A 14,409-nucleotide genomic window follows, 5' to 3' on the forward strand; every position below is an offset into this window, starting at 1 on the left:
CACGGAAGGTTGCTATCCGGATAAAGGTCTTATTTTCATCCATCCTGCAATACTATATCGAGTCTGTTTAGTTTCACAAACCTCGTGTAGCAGCTCGCTACGAAAGCAAATAAAACGATTTCCCTGAGGTAATACACTAACAATCAATTCCTCTTTTTGATCATAAATTTTTAATTGACCTGCAAATGATTCTTGCCAATTTTCATTAAGATAATAAACGCAGGATATACATCGCTCCTTGGCCAAGGCAAATTGATCGATATGTTTCTTATAAAATGCACCGGGTTGATAGATGGACAAATGTGCCTCAAAATCAGTAAGCCCTAAAAATAATGTTTGATTAAGCTTTTCGGCAAGAGCCTGGGTTTTTGCAAAATAAGCACTCAATGATGGGCCAGAGGAATCTTGATCCAGCCAGCAAATTTCATCGCGTCTGATAGTCTGGTTGTGACTGGCATTTATTTGATAACCTATTTTTGCCTGTTTATAGTGACCTTTGTTGTGCTTTTTTTGTGCAAACCTCCGGAGTGCCTGATAATCTTTCTGTTCCAGAAAATTATCAACAATATAAAAACCATTACGATGGATTTCATCTTCTATTTGTTTCCTCAAGCCTGTTTTCCTCACGCAAAAAAATGAATTTTACGCTATTTTTATACTGATGAATATTTTTTCACCGGTATTTGGGATCTTCAAGCTGTCTTTTATTTTCTTGCCATGCAGGTAAAAATTGATCCATAAAGTTATAAAAACGCTTGTTATGACCTGCTTCTAAAAGATGAACCAGTTCATGAACGAGAACATATTCGAGACATGCGAGAGGTTTTTTAATGAGATTCAGGTTAAGCCAAATTCGTTTTTTGTCGGTATTACAGGAACCCCAACGCGTTTTCATGGTTTTAATACCCCATGAATTCACTTTGACGCCGATAATCGATTCCCATTTAGCAATCAGGCTTGGTAAAAATGCCTTCATTTGTTGCCTGTACCAATTTTGCAAAAGTTGTTGCTTTTTAACAATAGTTGATTGTGAGTGTATAAAACAATGTATTGTTTTATCAACAAGGAGTATTTTTTCTCTATTTTTTGTTTCATGAACAGTTAGAGCATGGTTTGTTCCTAGAAATAAAATAGTTTCACCCGTTGCAAATAAGAGGGGCGGCACAGGAACTTGTTCTTTAAGACGTGCGCGTTGCGCATGAATCCATTCGCGTTTTGTTTCAAGCTGCTTGTGAATTAAATCCCAGGATAATTGACAGGGTACACTCATTTTGATTTCTCCATGGGGTGGATAAATTCGTAAGTGAATGTTTTTAATTGGTTTTCTTAATATCTCAATGAGAATACCATCAATTTCCAGGTGATTTTTGATCATAAAAAATGCTACTTACCTTATTCATAGTGAAAAATTAGAGTCGCTCGTTTCATGCGGATGAATGTTTTATTATAATCCTTTTAATTGTATCTATAATATAATAATCAATTCTGGATTAAGTAGACGGAGCTAATGATGACTAAAAAAATCTCATTTTTCTTCCTGCCGGTCATTATGTGTTTATTAACAGGATGTTGGACCACAAAAGAGGGACAAAAAGCGGGAATTATTGTCAAAGTCGCCAAAGAAGGTAAATATTGGGGAACTTACGAGGGGGAGCTTATTCGGGGCGGTCTTGAAAATGCCAGCGGGGCTACTGGTCGAGAATTCCATTTTACCTTGGGACAATTTAAATCAGAACTGGTTAAAAAAGCGGAAATGGCGATGCAAAATAATGATCATGTGTTAATTTCGTATCATTGTGAATCTTTTGTAGCTCCCTGGCGAGGAGAAACGAACTGTTTTGTAGATGATATTAAAATTGTAGACCCTAAAAAAAATGAGTGAATGCTCAAAAACGTTCATCAGGAATACAAGGACTATCCACATATTCGCCGTTTATTTTTAATACCATATTTACACTGGCTCGATGATAGCGGGCTAGTACTTCATATTGAGCTTCAGTGATATATCCATAAGAATTGCCACAGTATACTAAGGAATGAGAGTTAGCTGAGCGGTTTGCTTTGATTGGAATATCACACCCCCACCGAAAGCGGGTCAGATCACAATTTGCGAATACTGTTCCGAATGACAATAGGTATAAGATTGCGGCCATACTTCTCATTTTCATAGTAATACTCCGCGGTATTTTTATTTTTATCGTCGCTTATGAGAAATTCTTTAACATTCCATTAAATTTAAGCCTGAATTCCGAGGGGATAATTATAAGGATTGATGATTAATTCTATTAATCGAATTCTCAATTGTTCGTTGTTTTCTTGTGCTGAAAAGACCGATCCCTGCGCCTATTAAGATACCTGCTCCGAATGCAGCACTTTTTTTGATTAAATTTTGCTCTGAAAGGACGCTTACCTGTGATGAATCGTTATCAAACAGGTAATTTGAACCAATTTCAATTACCGCGCCAAACATACCGTAAATTGCGGTTTTTAACCCGACATTCACAGGGGGGTATTTAGCCAATTTTGGAAAATCGGTGGATTGTGAGTCACTTATTTTTCCTGCATTAATCTTGTTTGCCAGCGTAATATAGTGATCAAGTATCATTGGATAAGCTGTTTCTTTAAAGCGTTTTCCTTTGTCACCCATTGCCTCCGTTATTTCTCTCTTCAAAATCCTATAAATTGTCTCAAATTGACTAGAAATGAGGGGGTTAATGTTTTTTCGTTTCATGGTTAGAATAGCAAAAGCCAGGTCACAAAGTTTTGTTTGCCGATAAGCCTTGTGTATGTTCATAATGATCACTTGTTCCCTGGTTAGCCTGCCACATTTGAATTCTCCATAGCTGGGAGCATACCGATAATAATCTAACAGCACACAGGTCGTTTCTATATCACCTCTATCAGCAGCTATCGATAGTGGGGTTGCGCTGTTCCACGAATTGCTACAATGTATGAAGCAGTCAGCACCATGTTCCAAAAGCAATCGAATCAGGTCAGGACTACTACTATTGCTAACTGCCACTATCAAAAGTGTTGGTAGATCCATAGTATTGGCACCATTTTTCAATAAAAGCGCTACTCTATCAATTTGATTAAAAATCACAGCCAAAAAAAGCAAAGCAGATCGGTTTGTCTGGCATTCTCGAAGACATACAGATTTTATGGTTTCATCGGGTTGCTGGCATATAAATAACCAGAAAAAAGGTTCCCAGGAGAGAGAAGAAACCAATCCACCTACTTTTTCGTTGATCTCTTGGGAGCTATTTTTTAACTGATCAATATGATGAAGTATACTGTCATGACATTTTTTACTTGCCCAATAAGCAAGATCATTGCCATTATTATCTTTAAGCTGAATATGATTGGGCTGTAAGACAGGCTTTAATTCTTCAATTTTTCCTTCTTTAACAAGCGAGAAAAGCTTTTTCTCCTGCGATGAAAATCCTTTATATTCTTTGTTGTAAGTCTTGTAAAATTCCTTATACCAGTTAATAGTCTCCAGCGGATTACTTAAGATAATTTGATGAGAAAAATGAATGTTATATTTTTCCTTCCACAGCCATTGGTTTTTCGTTAATCTGGCAAAATATTTATTGACTTGTCTGATGGTAGCTATTTGTTCTGGACAGAGATAAGAAGAAAGCCATTCTATAGGTACATTGTTAAATAAAAAAGTTGAATAATGCATCAGGAAATGTATGTTAAAGCAGGGTTTATAGAGGTCATTAAGTTAACAAAAAAATTTTCATTATTCACCAAAGCCTGAATTTCCAATAAAGTATTGACTCAAAATCGGAATTTAATGAAATGGCAATGTTTCCAATCAAGGCTTTGGCGAATTAGCAGGTTTCTAATAAAAAATTAGCCTTCTTTTTTTCCAGCCAATTTTTCTTTGATACGAGCAGCACGACCAGCCAGTTCACGCAAATAGTATAATTTGGCACGACGTACATCGCCACGGCGTTTTACAGTAATACTGTCAACGATAGGACTGTATGTTTGAAAAACACGTTCAACGCCTACACCGTGAGAAATTTTGCGTACTGTAAATGCTGAATTCAAACCACGATTACGTTTGGCAATCACAATACCTTCAAAGGCTTGCAGACGTTCGCGTGTGCCTTCTTTTACTTTGACTTGTACTAAAACGGTATCGCCTGAATTAAAATCAGGAATATCTTTACCCTGCATTTGTTCAGCATTTAATTGATCAATAATATTAGTCATGGTCACTCCTCAAATTGGTATTCCTTTAATCAGGAATCACCGTGTTCGTGTTTAAACTCTGTTAGTAATCGTTCATCCAGCTCAGATAGCTCTATTTTACTTAAAAGATCCGGACGTTTTAGCCAGGTTTTTCCCAGCATTTGTTTTCTGCGCCAGCGCTCAATATTGCGGTGATTACCACTTAACAATACGGCTGGAACATCCATACCATTAACTGTTGCTGGTCTGGTATAGTGCGGACAATCCAATAATCCATTCATAAATGAATCTTGTTCCGCTGAGGCAGCATGGCCAAGGCTGCCGGGCAACAATCGTACAAGGGCGTCAATAAACACCAAGGCTGCCAATTCACCGCCGCTTAAGACAAAATCACCCAGCGACCATTCTTCGTCAACATGGCAATTAATAATGCGTTCATCAATACCTTCATAACGCCCTGCTATAAAAAGCAAGGGTTGTTGATTATTTGCTACTCTGTTTAAATCAGCCTGGCGAATTATCTTGCCTTGAGGGCTAAGATAAATCGTTTTGCATAAACCAGGCATTTTTGTTTTGGCATGAGTAATAGTTGCCTCTAAAGGCTCATACATCATAACCATACCCGGGCCACCTCCATAAGGTTTGTCATCGACCTGCCGATAAGGTCGAGGTGCCCAATCTCTGGGGTTCCAGCAATCAACCCGAACAATTTTCTGTTCAATTGCTCTCCCTGTTATACCATATTTCAAGCTATCAAATAGTTCAGGTAAGAGGCTAATTACACCAAGATGTAGCATCTTTTAAAAATCCACATCCCAATCAACAGTAATAATCCCTTGACTGGTATCTACATCGAGAACAAACTGGCTGGGCAAATAAGGAATTAAATATCTTTTTTCCCCCTCGACAATTAAAACATCATTAGCACCGGTTGGCATAATTCCAGTAATGTTACCCAACAATTGACCGTGCTGATTCATTACCTGCATGCCCATCAATTGATACCAATAATATTCCCCGTGTTTTAATGAAGGAAGTTGATTCCGACTTATTGCAATCTCAACGTTGGTTAAATCGGCAACTTGTTCCCGCTCACAATAACCTTCTACTTGGGCAAGAATTGACTTATCATTGACCTCTACATGCAAGACATGCAATGGCTGCCATTGCTTGTCGAGATAAATATGCCAATCTGAATAACGCAGGATATTGTCGCGCGGCTCTGTGAAAGAGTGAACAGTAATAAATCCTTTTACACCATGCACGCGGCCAAAACGGCCAACAATAACCCACTCAGTATTCTTGTTCACATTATTTAGCAGCAGCGTTTTCTTTCTTAAATTGCTTGACGAGAGCTGTAACACGGTCTGATAACTGTGCACCCACTGCCTGCCAATGATTTAATTTATCCAATTCCAGATGCAAACTGACCTCTTGCCCGCGAGCAACAGGATTATAGTAGCCAATTCGCTCAATATAGCCACCATCCCGACGTTTGCGACTATCAGTAACAACCATATTGTAAAAAGGACGCTTTTTTGCGCCAGCTCGTGATAAACGTATAACGACCATTATTTTCCTCTACTAGAGTGGTTACGTAAAAATGCCGTGTATTGTACGAAAATTAACTGGGTAAGGGAAGAGATTATTCTCTTATCCTGAAGATTATTTTCGATCATCAGGAATTAGACCCTTTAAACCCGCCATTCCTCCCAAGCCGCGCATCATTTGTTTCATGCCGCCTGGCTTAGTAAATTTCTTCATCATTTTTTGCATTTGTTCAAATTGTTTTAATAAACGATTCACATCCTGAATTTGCGTACCTGAGCCCAAGGCAATACGCTTTTTACGTGAGCCGACGATAATTTTGGGGATACGACGTTCTTTAGGTGTCATTGAGTTAATAATGGCAATAGTTTGAGCCATTGCTTTATCATTGACTTGACTGACAACCTGCTGGGGTAATTGACTCATACCAGGCAACTTGCTCATCATACTACTGATGCCGCCCATTTGGTTCATCTGTTCCAGTTGTTTTTTAAAATCAGTTAAATCAAAACCCTTACCTGTTTTAAGCTTCTTGGCTAATTTTTCACTGGCTTTTTTATCCGCCTTACGTTCCACTTCCTCAATCAAAGTAAGAATATCGCCCATTCCCAGAATACGGGAAGCAATTCGTTCCGGATGAAACGGCTCAAGCGCATCAATTTTTTCGCCAGTACCAAGGAATTTTATAGGTTGACCTGTAATCTGACGTACTGAAAGCGCAGCGCCACCACGTGCATCGCCATCCGTTTTGGTTAAAATGACCCCGGTTAATGGAAGTGTTTCGTGAAACGTTTTTGCCGTATTGGCTGCATCTTGTCCAGTCATGCTGTCAACAACAAAAAGTGTTTCGACCGGTTTGACTACCTCGTGCAGTGCTTTAATTTCGGCCATCATTTCCACGTCAATATGCAAACGGCCCGCAGTATCAAAAATGACTACATCCATGTATTGTTTTTTTGCACTCTCCAGGGCATTTCGTGCTATTGTTACAGGTTTTTCCTTGGGTTCTGCATTAAAAAAAGCAACATCTAATTGCTGAGCTAAAACTTTTAATTGCTCAATAGCCGCAGGACGGTAAACATCCACGCTTACAAGCATGATTTTTTTATTTTCGGTTTCTTTTAAGTAACGAGCCAATTTGGCTGTGGATGTTGTTTTTCCAGAACCTTGTAAACCAGCCATGAGAAAAACTGCAGGGGGCTGCGTTTTGAAATTAAGTTCAGCGCGTGCATCACCCAGGAGGTGCACTAATTCATCATGAATAATTTTTACTACGGCTTGATCAGGCTTTAGACTGGTTGCTACTTCTTGTCCAAGGGCTTTTTGTTTAACCTGCTCAATAAATTCTTTAACAACGGGTAAGGCAACATCGGCTTCAAGCAAGGATAAGCGAACTTCACGCAGCATTTGTTGCATGTTTTCTTCAGTCAAGCGACCCTGACCGCTCAAACTCTTAAAAGTACGGGTTAAACGTTCGGTTAGATTTTCAAACATAACAATCACTCAGAGACAAAATAATTACTATATCATAATGGACATTATAGTAGAATTGACAGGCTCCCCTTATAATAATTACTTCCATTTAATTATTCGGATTCGTAACGCGCTATTGACTGAATAATTACTAATCATAGGATGAAATTTAAATGCTATTCATATTTATTGCGGGGGCATCGGGTTCAGGTAAAACTGAGTTTTCTGAAAGGCTGGTTAAAAAACTTGCAGAGGACAAGTATAAGGCAGTAATGCTATCCATGGATCATTATTATAAGACCAAAATAGCCAGACAAAAAACAGCTGATCCGACTAATTTTGACACACCAGAGGCGTTGGATATAGAACTTTTCCATGAACATCTCTGTCAATTGGAGCAAAATATTACCATTAGTAGACCTACTTATTGTTTTGAACGGCAGGATAGGCTTGATACCACCGAATCTGTTAATCCAAAAGAATTGGATGTGATAATTGTCGAAGGAATTTTTGCTCTCCATAACCTTGATAAATTGCAATTAACAAAAATAACGGTATTCATCGAGAATGACTGGTTTCTCTCTTATAGAGGACGGCGGAGCAAACGCGATGAAAAGGAACGAGGAGTCACGCCGGAAGAAACGAAAAAAAAGGGGCGTATCGTTGACGCTGCTTTTTTTAAAACCGTTTTACCGCAAAAAAACAACGTGGATATAATTCTTGACAATAATAATCGCGCGGAAGATAAATTGTCATATTTTGATAGATTAATTAGTGAAGATCTCATGCCATTTATTCGAAATAAAAGTGTGTTATCTTCTGACTGTTTCTATTTATCAAGAGGTTAATTTTCAATGTTGGTGATAGGGCAGAAGTGAGTAACTATGCTTTTAATTAAATTGTTTGGAGATATGTGGTGCAATTCTCTTTAACTTCCTTGTTCATTGTCTTGGTCTGTTTAATTATTCTTTCCGGATTTTTTTCTGGTTCTGAAATTGGCATGATGTCGTTGAATCGTTATCGTCTGCGCCATTTAGTTAAAAACAATAATAAACAGGCAATTCGAGTTAACCAGATGCTGGCACGCCCTGACAGATTACTTGGCGTAATACTGATTGGAAATACTCTTGCGAATATTGTCGCTTCTACTGTAGCAACCTTAATTGGACAACGTTTATATGGTGATGCCGGCGTAGCAATAGCCACCTTATTACTCACTTTAATCATTCTGGTATTTTCTGAAATGGCTCCCAAAACGTTGGCGGCTATTCACCCACAGCAGGTTGCTTTTGCCTCTTCTTTTTGTTTACAACTTTTGCAAATTATTTTAGCTCCCTTAGTGCGAATTATTAGTTGGATAACGAAAGTTATCTTGCGATTATTTGGTGTCTCTATTAATCGAATCCAAAAAGAAGCGTTATCAGGCGATGAATTGCGTTCAGTAGTGCATGAAGCTGGAGGATTTTTACCTGTTGAACATAAAAGTATGCTAATTAGCTTGCTTGATTTAGAGCGTGCTACAGTAGAGGATATTATGGTGCCCAAAGCAGATATTGTTGGTTTGGATTTGGAGCAACCCTGGCATCAACTTCTTGAGCAATTGGAAACAGCGCAACACACGCGCCTCCCCTTGTATCGTCATACGATTGATAATTTAGTGGGTATGATCCATGTGCGTAGTGTCCTTAATTTGGCGCTTGAAGAACAGCTTGATATGGCTAACTTGTTAAATATTGCTGATGCGCCTTATTTTATTCCTGAAGCAACCTCTTTGAATGTACAAATTCTGAATTTTCGTAATATGAAAAAGCGCAGTTGCTTTGTAGTCGATGAATACGGGGAGCTACAGGGGCTAGTTACAATGGAAGATATTTTAGAAGAAGTGGTTGGTGAATTCACCACGGATATTGCAGCCTTGAGCAAAGATATTACTCAGCAGGAGGATGGCTCTGTTATAGTGGACGCAAGTATTACATTGCGTCATTTAAAACGGTTATTAAATTGGCAGTTACCCATGATTGGCCCTCGCACTTTAAGTGGTTTAATTATTGAATATTTGGGATATATTCCACCGGCAGATTGTTGTTTACAAATTGATAATGTGCAAATTGAAATACTTAAGGTTGGAGATAACACGATAAAGACAGTACGGATGCGTCAGGCGGATAAGAAAAACATTAAAAAAAATTAAAGAAGTGAAACGCACAGGACGTTTTTCCGAAAGAAAACTAATAGCTTGTTTCATTGTTTTTCCTGGTGGTTATCACATGAGCGGTGAATAAATATCCCTCGTTTCGAATCGTTTTGATCAAGGCGGGCTTTTTTGATTCTGTTTCAATTTTTTGCCTTAATCGACTAATTTGGACATCAATTCGGCGATCGAAAGGATTAAGAGTACTATTTTTAGTAATTTGCAATAAAAATTCTCGTCCGAGCACCCGCTGGGGTTGGTGAACAAAAGCAAGTAGCAGATCGTATTCACCCGCGCTTAATTGTAATTCCTCATTTGAATCACTGAAAACTTGTCGAGAGGCAGGATACAGACGCCAGTTGGCAAAGAGAAGAACTTCCTTTTCTTGTTCGGCTTCTTGTATAGCGCGCTGAACTCGTCGAGTAATGGCACTTATACGTGCGTGTAATTCACGAGGATGAAGCGGTTTGATTAAAAAATCATCCGCACCGGCTTCTAACATTTGAACACAAGTATCTTCATCTACTCTATCACTAATCGCTATCACAGGAGCGGGATAGTGGTGATACAAATTATTTAGCGGGATAGAGTTTTCCTGAAAAAGCGCGCAGTTAATTAATAAAGCAGCTGGTGGTTGAGATTCTGGAATGAAATTATTTAAATTGGAACGTTGTATAATATCATAATCAAATTTGGCAAAATATTCCCTTACTAACCTATCCAAAGGGTCGTCGTCGATGATCAATAAATATTTTCGATGCGATTTCATTAAGCGCTCTCCATTATAATAAATTGCCAAATTCTATATAGGCGGCAGATAAATCTAACGGTGTTAAAATTCGCCCTATAACATTGGGATTTACTCCCTATTTCCGAGTTTTTATTCATAGTAATAATCGATATGAATTTGTAGAATAGAACGTTTATTAATTAATTAGCAGAAAATTGATTTTAGGAGAAAAAATGAATAAATCAATATTATTGGCAAGTTTAATATTTTGTTTATTGAGTGGGTGTAAAGAGCTTCCTCCCGGCGAGTATGATGTGGCTGAAGCAGGTAAATTAAAAAAAGTAGCATCAGGGGTGATTATTTCAAAACGCGCTGTCAAATTTCATAGTAGAAATGAACAAAATAGCAATACAACTCCAGGTAGTGAGTATGTTGATGGGGGGCAAGGTTATGTATATGTTATTAAATTAAATAATGGCACAATTGTCTCAGTTGCCCAGGCGGAAGATTTGAATCTAAAAATCAAACAACCTGTTTTAGTCATTTACGGAAAATATACGCGCATTTTACCTGACAGCGGTAGCCATTAACACCTTGGCGGTGCCCTCACCAAGGGCATCTGAACGTTATTAATATAAGCGAGTTATTCCATTTTTTTTTTAATTATTTGTATTATAATAAAACTTAAAGATTATAAAAAAAGCTAATTGTGATAATTAATGCTATCCTCAAAGTAATGCATTACTGCAGCGTAAGTTGCAAGATGATGCTTGGGAGATGAGGATGAGTACTGCGGGAAGTGGGGTAAATTGGTTAGTAGATGATATCTATCACGTCAAGGCGTTGATTAGATATGAAATTAAGCAATGGGAGATGCAGCTAAAAAAAGTAATAAGTAATAGAAAAACCGTTCAGCTTAAAGCACAGGAAGTGGCAAAATACTGTGCTGAATTAGTTCTTCTCTATGAAAATTTTCAAACTCTTCTGGAAGAGCTTCTTTTAGAAGAAGAACTGCCTTCTACCGACTATTATAGTGAAAATACTCCTGCACGTTGTTATGTTAAAATTCAACGGCTTAAACAACAGCTTTATTGTTCCTGGGCGCTAAAAGATGAGTTTATAATCGTACATAAGTTAAAAAATTATTATCAGCATTTGGGAACACAATTAGAACTAATTCATAAGCAATCAGCCTCTCATTCTATTCAGTCTTCTGTGAATCCTGGCTTAAAGGCTTTACTCAACGTCCATTCTCCTGCTGAATTGTTGCCTGCTTTTGTTACTTTTGCCAATGAAGTTGGGGGAGATTCAATCACTTCTTTACCCGTCTTGGCTCAACTTAATGATGATAATTTATTATTATTGGTAAATTTGTTTAATCAACAGCGTTTCTTAATCTATATTAATAGCCTTTTTTTCTATAAATTAAACCCCCAACAATTGTTTCAACAATCCCTTCATCCCGAAAAATTTGTTTCAGTGCGAAGAAGGTTGTGTACTTTATATTATTTTATCGAAACAATTCATCAAACTATAATGCAACAGGCACGCCAACGAGGCATCAGTGAAGGATATGATTATTTATTTCATGGCGATGAACTACCTCCAGGGGTTATTATTGAAGTGGAAAATGAAATACGTGATTTAATTATTACCACAATAAAGACCTGGCGTGCTCAGATTCTAATAAGTTCAGATGAATTAATTAATAAAAATAAATTATATGATTTATTTCGCGCCTATAAGTTTTGGTTTAACCCCAATCGTTTAATTGACACAGTAATCATTTTAAAGCGATGTCTGCTTAATGAAAAAACAGGCAACGATATGGAAGAATTATCCAGGCAAATGCAAGCGCTTTATCAACAACTATCCACTACAGAATGTCTTGATTTATATGGCTATTTCGCTAATAAAGACAGTTGCTATTTAATGGATACGTTGGCTGCGGCAGCACAAGGTCGAGCAATAGCTGCTTTAACTCCATTAAATCAAACAGATCGTCATACAATTGGTCAAATCTATAGAACGTTAGATTGTGTAATGGAGGCTCTGCGCGCAGAACTTGCTAATCGTCATATTGTAACAGTACCTTATAGACAGAATGTGGGAGAAAAAGCTATAAAGCCTGGGCGTCGTAACCTTAATGCTGTTTTGCGAATTATAGAGTTGTATGGCGATCAAAAAATTTACAAAAAAAACCAAACTCTTGAGCAACTGTTTAAAGAAATAGAGCAAGGTGATTAACCTGCGGGCGTTAAATACTTCTTAATTATCTATCCCATGACTACTTGGAAGATTGGGGTGCTCCTGACTTTTGAGAAAAGAATGGTTAATCGTTAATTATTTAAATAGTGATTAATCCGCATTTTTGACGGTGGCATTTAAATGCCAATTATAGATATAACTTTCAATATCATTAATATGATTAAGTTGACTGCGCAATGGCTCTTTAGCGAATTGTTTCAAATGAATAATGATGTCTTTTTTGTCACCGCCAAAATCTTCATTAAACCATTCATAAATTTTCGATACAACTAACACTCCCTCAATAACTTGCACTCCACGAAGTGAATTAATGTAATCATAGCTTACTTCATTCAGTGCATTTTCAAGAGTATCAGCCTGATAAACTTGTTTGCGGAGATTGGCTGCTCCAATAGACGCATTATTAATTGCATAAAGTGTGCGCTGATCATTCCAGATAGGGCGAATAATGCGATTTTGTATATCATCCAGGGATAAAGGTGTTTTATTAACAGTGATGAGTTTTTTCCCCCATGGACCGATACTGAATAAGCCTGGAGAGACATTAATTTCTTCAATGCTCCCTATCGGGTAATAATCCGCTACAATTTGCACTGTTAATGCGTTGTAAAGATTCAACCAAAATGCCAGTTGCTCGGTACGATTGTAAGCTCGAATATCGACTTGCGTCATTTTTTCAATATAATGTTTTAGTAAAGCGTAATCGTCTTCTGTGATATGAGCATAATCAACCAGATTGATGCCTTCTTCATTGGTTACTACACGTCTGCTTAAAAATTCCTGCCAGTCGTTATGTGCAATCGTGGCTTTTGATAAGGGATTATTTCTCGTCCACACAGGCCATAAATTTTTGTTAAATGACGCATGAGCGGCTGTAGTCATTAAAATCAGACTGAGAAGCAAGGTGCAACGTAGAGTAAAATAATTAATACAAAGACGCTTAAACATTCACTGTCGCTCGATTTCGTAATGCATTACCTATAGTATTACCATCCAGAAATTCTAACTCGCCACCAAAAGGAATACCATGAGCCAATTGACTAATTTGTACAGGGTGTCCACGTAGTAGCTCATAAATGAAATGAACGGTAGTCTGGCCTTCCACAGTAGGACTCAAAGCAAGAATGACTTCCTCTATCCGTTCACGCAGAATAAGCTCTCGTAAACGAGGTAAACCAATTTCATCGGGGCCTAGCCCATCCAGTGGCGAAATTTTACCCATTAGTACATAATAATACCCGTTAAAGGCGTTACTCTGCTCAACTGCAGCAACATCAGCCGGATTTTCAACGACACAAATTGTAGTTTGATCGCGAGTTGTATTTTGACATAGCCTGCATACTTCCTGTTCAGTATAGTTATTACAACGCTTGCAATGTTGAATAGCCACCATTGCAAGTTCCAGACAAGACGCTAAATGTAGCCCGCGTTGACGTTGATGCTGTAAAAGATGAAATGCCATACGCTGGGCTGATTTTGGCCCCACTCCAGGCAGACAACGCAATGCATCTATCAAGCGACTTAGCATATCCACTGGCAGCTTATTCCTTGTCCTCGTTTTTCATAAAATCAGTAAGACCTGCGGTTAACTGACTGATTTTTTCTTTAGAGGCTTTTTCAACTTTACGGACGGCGTCATTGACAGCGGCTGCCACCAGGTCTTCCATCATTTCCACATCTTCATCCATTAAAGTAGAATTAATTTTAACTTCAGTAACATCGTGGCGACCGTTCATTCTGATCCTGACCATTCCTCCACCTGACTCGCCATCTACAATTAATTGACTAAGCTGTTGTTGGGCTTCTTGCATTTTTTGCTGCATTTTTTGGGCTTCTTTCATTAAATTACCCAGATTTTGATTTATATCCATGATTACCTCTCAATTGATTATTGGATTATTGCCAGAGCAATTAACTGCGCTGATTTAATTATAATTCATCTTCCACAGAGACAATAGAATTTTTAACCAGTTCTGCGGAAAATTCTTCTTTT

The 14,409-nt window shown here is 37.9% G+C and carries 19 protein-coding genes (1 of these 19 only partly in view); 5 read left to right on the top strand and 14 right to left on the bottom strand.

Annotation, left to right across the window (positions count from 1 at the left end):
• Positions 1-12 precede the first annotated feature (12 nt).
• Together T345_RS0106175 and T345_RS0106180 are read right to left on the bottom strand one after the other, a co-directional pair.
• Positions 13-612, bottom strand: coding sequence for a 2OG-Fe(II) oxygenase (locus T345_RS0106175; protein ID WP_051555159.1), 600 nt, complete (start codon positions 610-612; stop codon positions 13-15).
• 61 nt (positions 613-673) lie between these two features.
• Complete coding sequence (locus tag T345_RS0106180) at positions 674-1,375, bottom strand: M48 family metallopeptidase (protein ID WP_028388578.1); 702 nt, start codon at positions 1,373-1,375, stop codon at positions 674-676.
• A gap of 132 nt (positions 1,376-1,507) precedes the next feature.
• On the opposite strand from T345_RS0106180, the gene T345_RS0106185 reads away from it, so the two are divergent.
• Entirely contained in the window at positions 1,508-1,882 is a 375-nt protein-coding gene (locus tag T345_RS0106185) for a hypothetical protein (protein WP_341272467.1), read from the top strand.
• A 4-nt stretch (positions 1,883-1,886) separates the two neighbouring features.
• On the opposite strand, the gene T345_RS0106190 is transcribed toward T345_RS0106185, so the two are convergent.
• From T345_RS0106190 to ffh, 7 genes are all read right to left on the bottom strand, one after another.
• Positions 1,887-2,153: a hypothetical protein gene (locus T345_RS0106190; RefSeq protein ID WP_423202093.1), complete on the bottom strand. Its 267-nt coding sequence runs from the start codon at positions 2,151-2,153 to the stop codon at positions 1,887-1,889.
• 107 nt (positions 2,154-2,260) lie between these two features.
• On the bottom strand, positions 2,261-3,688 hold the full coding sequence (locus T345_RS0106195; RefSeq protein ID WP_028388581.1) for an ankyrin repeat domain-containing protein: 1,428 nt from the start codon (positions 3,686-3,688) through the stop codon (positions 2,261-2,263).
• Between the two features lie 173 nt (positions 3,689-3,861).
• Entirely contained in the window at positions 3,862-4,227 is a 366-nt protein-coding gene (gene rplS / locus T345_RS0106205) for a 50S ribosomal protein L19 (protein WP_028388582.1), read from the bottom strand.
• A 29-nt stretch (positions 4,228-4,256) separates the two neighbouring features.
• Positions 4,257-5,003 (bottom strand): tRNA (guanosine(37)-N1)-methyltransferase TrmD, encoded by a 747-nt coding sequence (trmD, locus tag T345_RS0106210; protein WP_028388583.1) that lies wholly within the window; start codon positions 5,001-5,003, stop codon positions 4,257-4,259.
• A gap of 3 nt (positions 5,004-5,006) precedes the next feature.
• On the bottom strand, positions 5,007-5,516 hold the full coding sequence (gene rimM / locus T345_RS0106215) for a ribosome maturation factor RimM (RefSeq protein WP_028388584.1): 510 nt from the start codon (positions 5,514-5,516) through the stop codon (positions 5,007-5,009).
• Position 5,517: 1 nt separating this feature from the next.
• Positions 5,518-5,778, bottom strand: a complete 261-nt coding sequence (rpsP, locus tag T345_RS0106220) for a 30S ribosomal protein S16 (protein ID WP_028388585.1) — start codon at positions 5,776-5,778, stop codon at positions 5,518-5,520.
• 93 nt (positions 5,779-5,871) lie between these two features.
• A complete protein-coding gene (gene ffh, locus T345_RS0106225) occupies positions 5,872-7,248 on the bottom strand; it encodes a signal recognition particle protein (protein ID WP_028388586.1) in 1,377 nt (458 codons plus the stop codon).
• Positions 7,249-7,400: 152 nt separating this feature from the next.
• Between ffh and T345_RS0106230 the strand changes: the two genes are divergently transcribed.
• On the top strand, positions 7,401-8,075 hold the full coding sequence (locus T345_RS0106230; protein WP_028388587.1) for a uridine kinase family protein: 675 nt from the start codon (positions 7,401-7,403) through the stop codon (positions 8,073-8,075).
• 68 nt (positions 8,076-8,143) lie between these two features.
• Entirely contained in the window at positions 8,144-9,418 is a 1,275-nt protein-coding gene (locus T345_RS0106235) for an HlyC/CorC family transporter (protein WP_028388588.1), read from the top strand.
• Between the two features lie 37 nt (positions 9,419-9,455).
• On the opposite strand, the gene T345_RS0106240 is transcribed toward T345_RS0106235, so the two are convergent.
• The gene (locus tag T345_RS0106240) at positions 9,456-10,187 is read right to left on the bottom strand and encodes a response regulator transcription factor (protein WP_028388589.1); all 732 of its coding nucleotides are present in this window, start codon (positions 10,185-10,187) and stop codon (positions 9,456-9,458) included.
• Between the two features lie 194 nt (positions 10,188-10,381).
• Between T345_RS0106240 and T345_RS0106245 the strand changes: the two genes are divergently transcribed.
• Together T345_RS0106245 and T345_RS14535 are read left to right on the top strand one after the other, a co-directional pair.
• A complete protein-coding gene (locus tag T345_RS0106245; RefSeq protein WP_028388590.1) occupies positions 10,382-10,738 on the top strand; it encodes a hypothetical protein in 357 nt (118 codons plus the stop codon).
• 193 nt (positions 10,739-10,931) lie between these two features.
• A complete protein-coding gene (locus T345_RS14535; RefSeq protein ID WP_051555160.1) occupies positions 10,932-12,395 on the top strand; it encodes a hypothetical protein in 1,464 nt (487 codons plus the stop codon).
• 111 nt (positions 12,396-12,506) lie between these two features.
• On the opposite strand, the gene T345_RS0106255 is transcribed toward T345_RS14535, so the two are convergent.
• The 4 genes in view from T345_RS0106255 to dnaX are tightly spaced (at most 58 nt apart) and all read right to left on the bottom strand, a layout consistent with a single transcriptional unit that may run on beyond the window.
• Positions 12,507-13,364 (bottom strand): DUF547 domain-containing protein, encoded by an 858-nt coding sequence (locus T345_RS0106255; protein WP_028388591.1) that lies wholly within the window; start codon positions 13,362-13,364, stop codon positions 12,507-12,509.
• Entirely contained in the window at positions 13,357-13,950 is a 594-nt protein-coding gene (recR, locus tag T345_RS0106260; protein ID WP_028388592.1) for a recombination mediator RecR, read from the bottom strand. Before recR ends, T345_RS0106255 begins: the two co-directional genes overlap by 8 nt.
• 7 nt (positions 13,951-13,957) lie before the next feature.
• Positions 13,958-14,287 carry a YbaB/EbfC family nucleoid-associated protein gene (locus tag T345_RS0106265; protein ID WP_028388593.1) on the bottom strand — a complete coding sequence of 110 codons (330 nt, stop codon included), beginning with the start codon at positions 14,285-14,287 and terminating at the stop codon, positions 13,958-13,960.
• Positions 14,288-14,345: 58 nt separating this feature from the next.
• Positions 14,346-14,409, bottom strand: the end of a protein-coding gene (gene dnaX, locus T345_RS0106270) for a DNA polymerase III subunit gamma/tau (protein WP_028388594.1). Its footprint extends 1,592 nt past the window's final position; 64 of the gene's 1,656 nt are visible here — the last part of the coding sequence; its start codon lies off the right edge, out of view; its stop codon occupies positions 14,346-14,348.

This window comes from Legionella fairfieldensis ATCC 49588 (assembly GCF_000621525.1).
GTDB lineage: Bacteria > Pseudomonadota > Gammaproteobacteria > Legionellales > Legionellaceae > Tatlockia > Tatlockia fairfieldensis.

What these genes read in the sequence shown, in the direction of transcription:
- T345_RS0106180 (WP_028388578.1), bottom strand. Translation starts at nt 1,375, where the DNA reads ATGATCAAAAATCACCTGGAAATTGATGGTATTCTCATTGAGATATTA.
- T345_RS0106185 (WP_341272467.1), top strand. Translation starts at nt 1,508, where the DNA reads ATGATGACTAAAAAAATCTCATTTTTCTTCCTGCCGGTCATTATGTGT.
- T345_RS0106190 (WP_423202093.1), bottom strand. Translation starts at nt 2,153, where the DNA reads ATGGCCGCAATCTTATACCTATTGTCATTCGGAACAGTATTCGCAAAT.
- T345_RS0106195 (WP_028388581.1), bottom strand. Translation starts at nt 3,688, where the DNA reads ATGCATTATTCAACTTTTTTATTTAACAATGTACCTATAGAATGGCTT.
- rplS (WP_028388582.1), bottom strand. Translation starts at nt 4,227, where the DNA reads ATGACTAATATTATTGATCAATTAAATGCTGAACAAATGCAGGGTAAA.
- trmD (WP_028388583.1), bottom strand. Translation starts at nt 5,003, where the DNA reads ATGCTACATCTTGGTGTAATTAGCCTCTTACCTGAACTATTTGATAGC.
- rpsP (WP_028388585.1), bottom strand. Translation starts at nt 5,778, where the DNA reads ATGGTCGTTATACGTTTATCACGAGCTGGCGCAAAAAAGCGTCCTTTT.
- ffh (WP_028388586.1), bottom strand. Translation starts at nt 7,248, where the DNA reads ATGTTTGAAAATCTAACCGAACGTTTAACCCGTACTTTTAAGAGTTTG.
- T345_RS0106230 (WP_028388587.1), top strand. Translation starts at nt 7,401, where the DNA reads ATGCTATTCATATTTATTGCGGGGGCATCGGGTTCAGGTAAAACTGAG.
- T345_RS0106240 (WP_028388589.1), bottom strand. Translation starts at nt 10,187, where the DNA reads ATGAAATCGCATCGAAAATATTTATTGATCATCGACGACGACCCTTTG.
- T345_RS0106245 (WP_028388590.1), top strand. Translation starts at nt 10,382, where the DNA reads ATGAATAAATCAATATTATTGGCAAGTTTAATATTTTGTTTATTGAGT.
- T345_RS14535 (WP_051555160.1), top strand. Translation starts at nt 10,932, where the DNA reads ATGAGTACTGCGGGAAGTGGGGTAAATTGGTTAGTAGATGATATCTAT.
- T345_RS0106255 (WP_028388591.1), bottom strand. Translation starts at nt 13,364, where the DNA reads ATGTTTAAGCGTCTTTGTATTAATTATTTTACTCTACGTTGCACCTTG.
- T345_RS0106265 (WP_028388593.1), bottom strand. Translation starts at nt 14,287, where the DNA reads ATGGATATAAATCAAAATCTGGGTAATTTAATGAAAGAAGCCCAAAAA.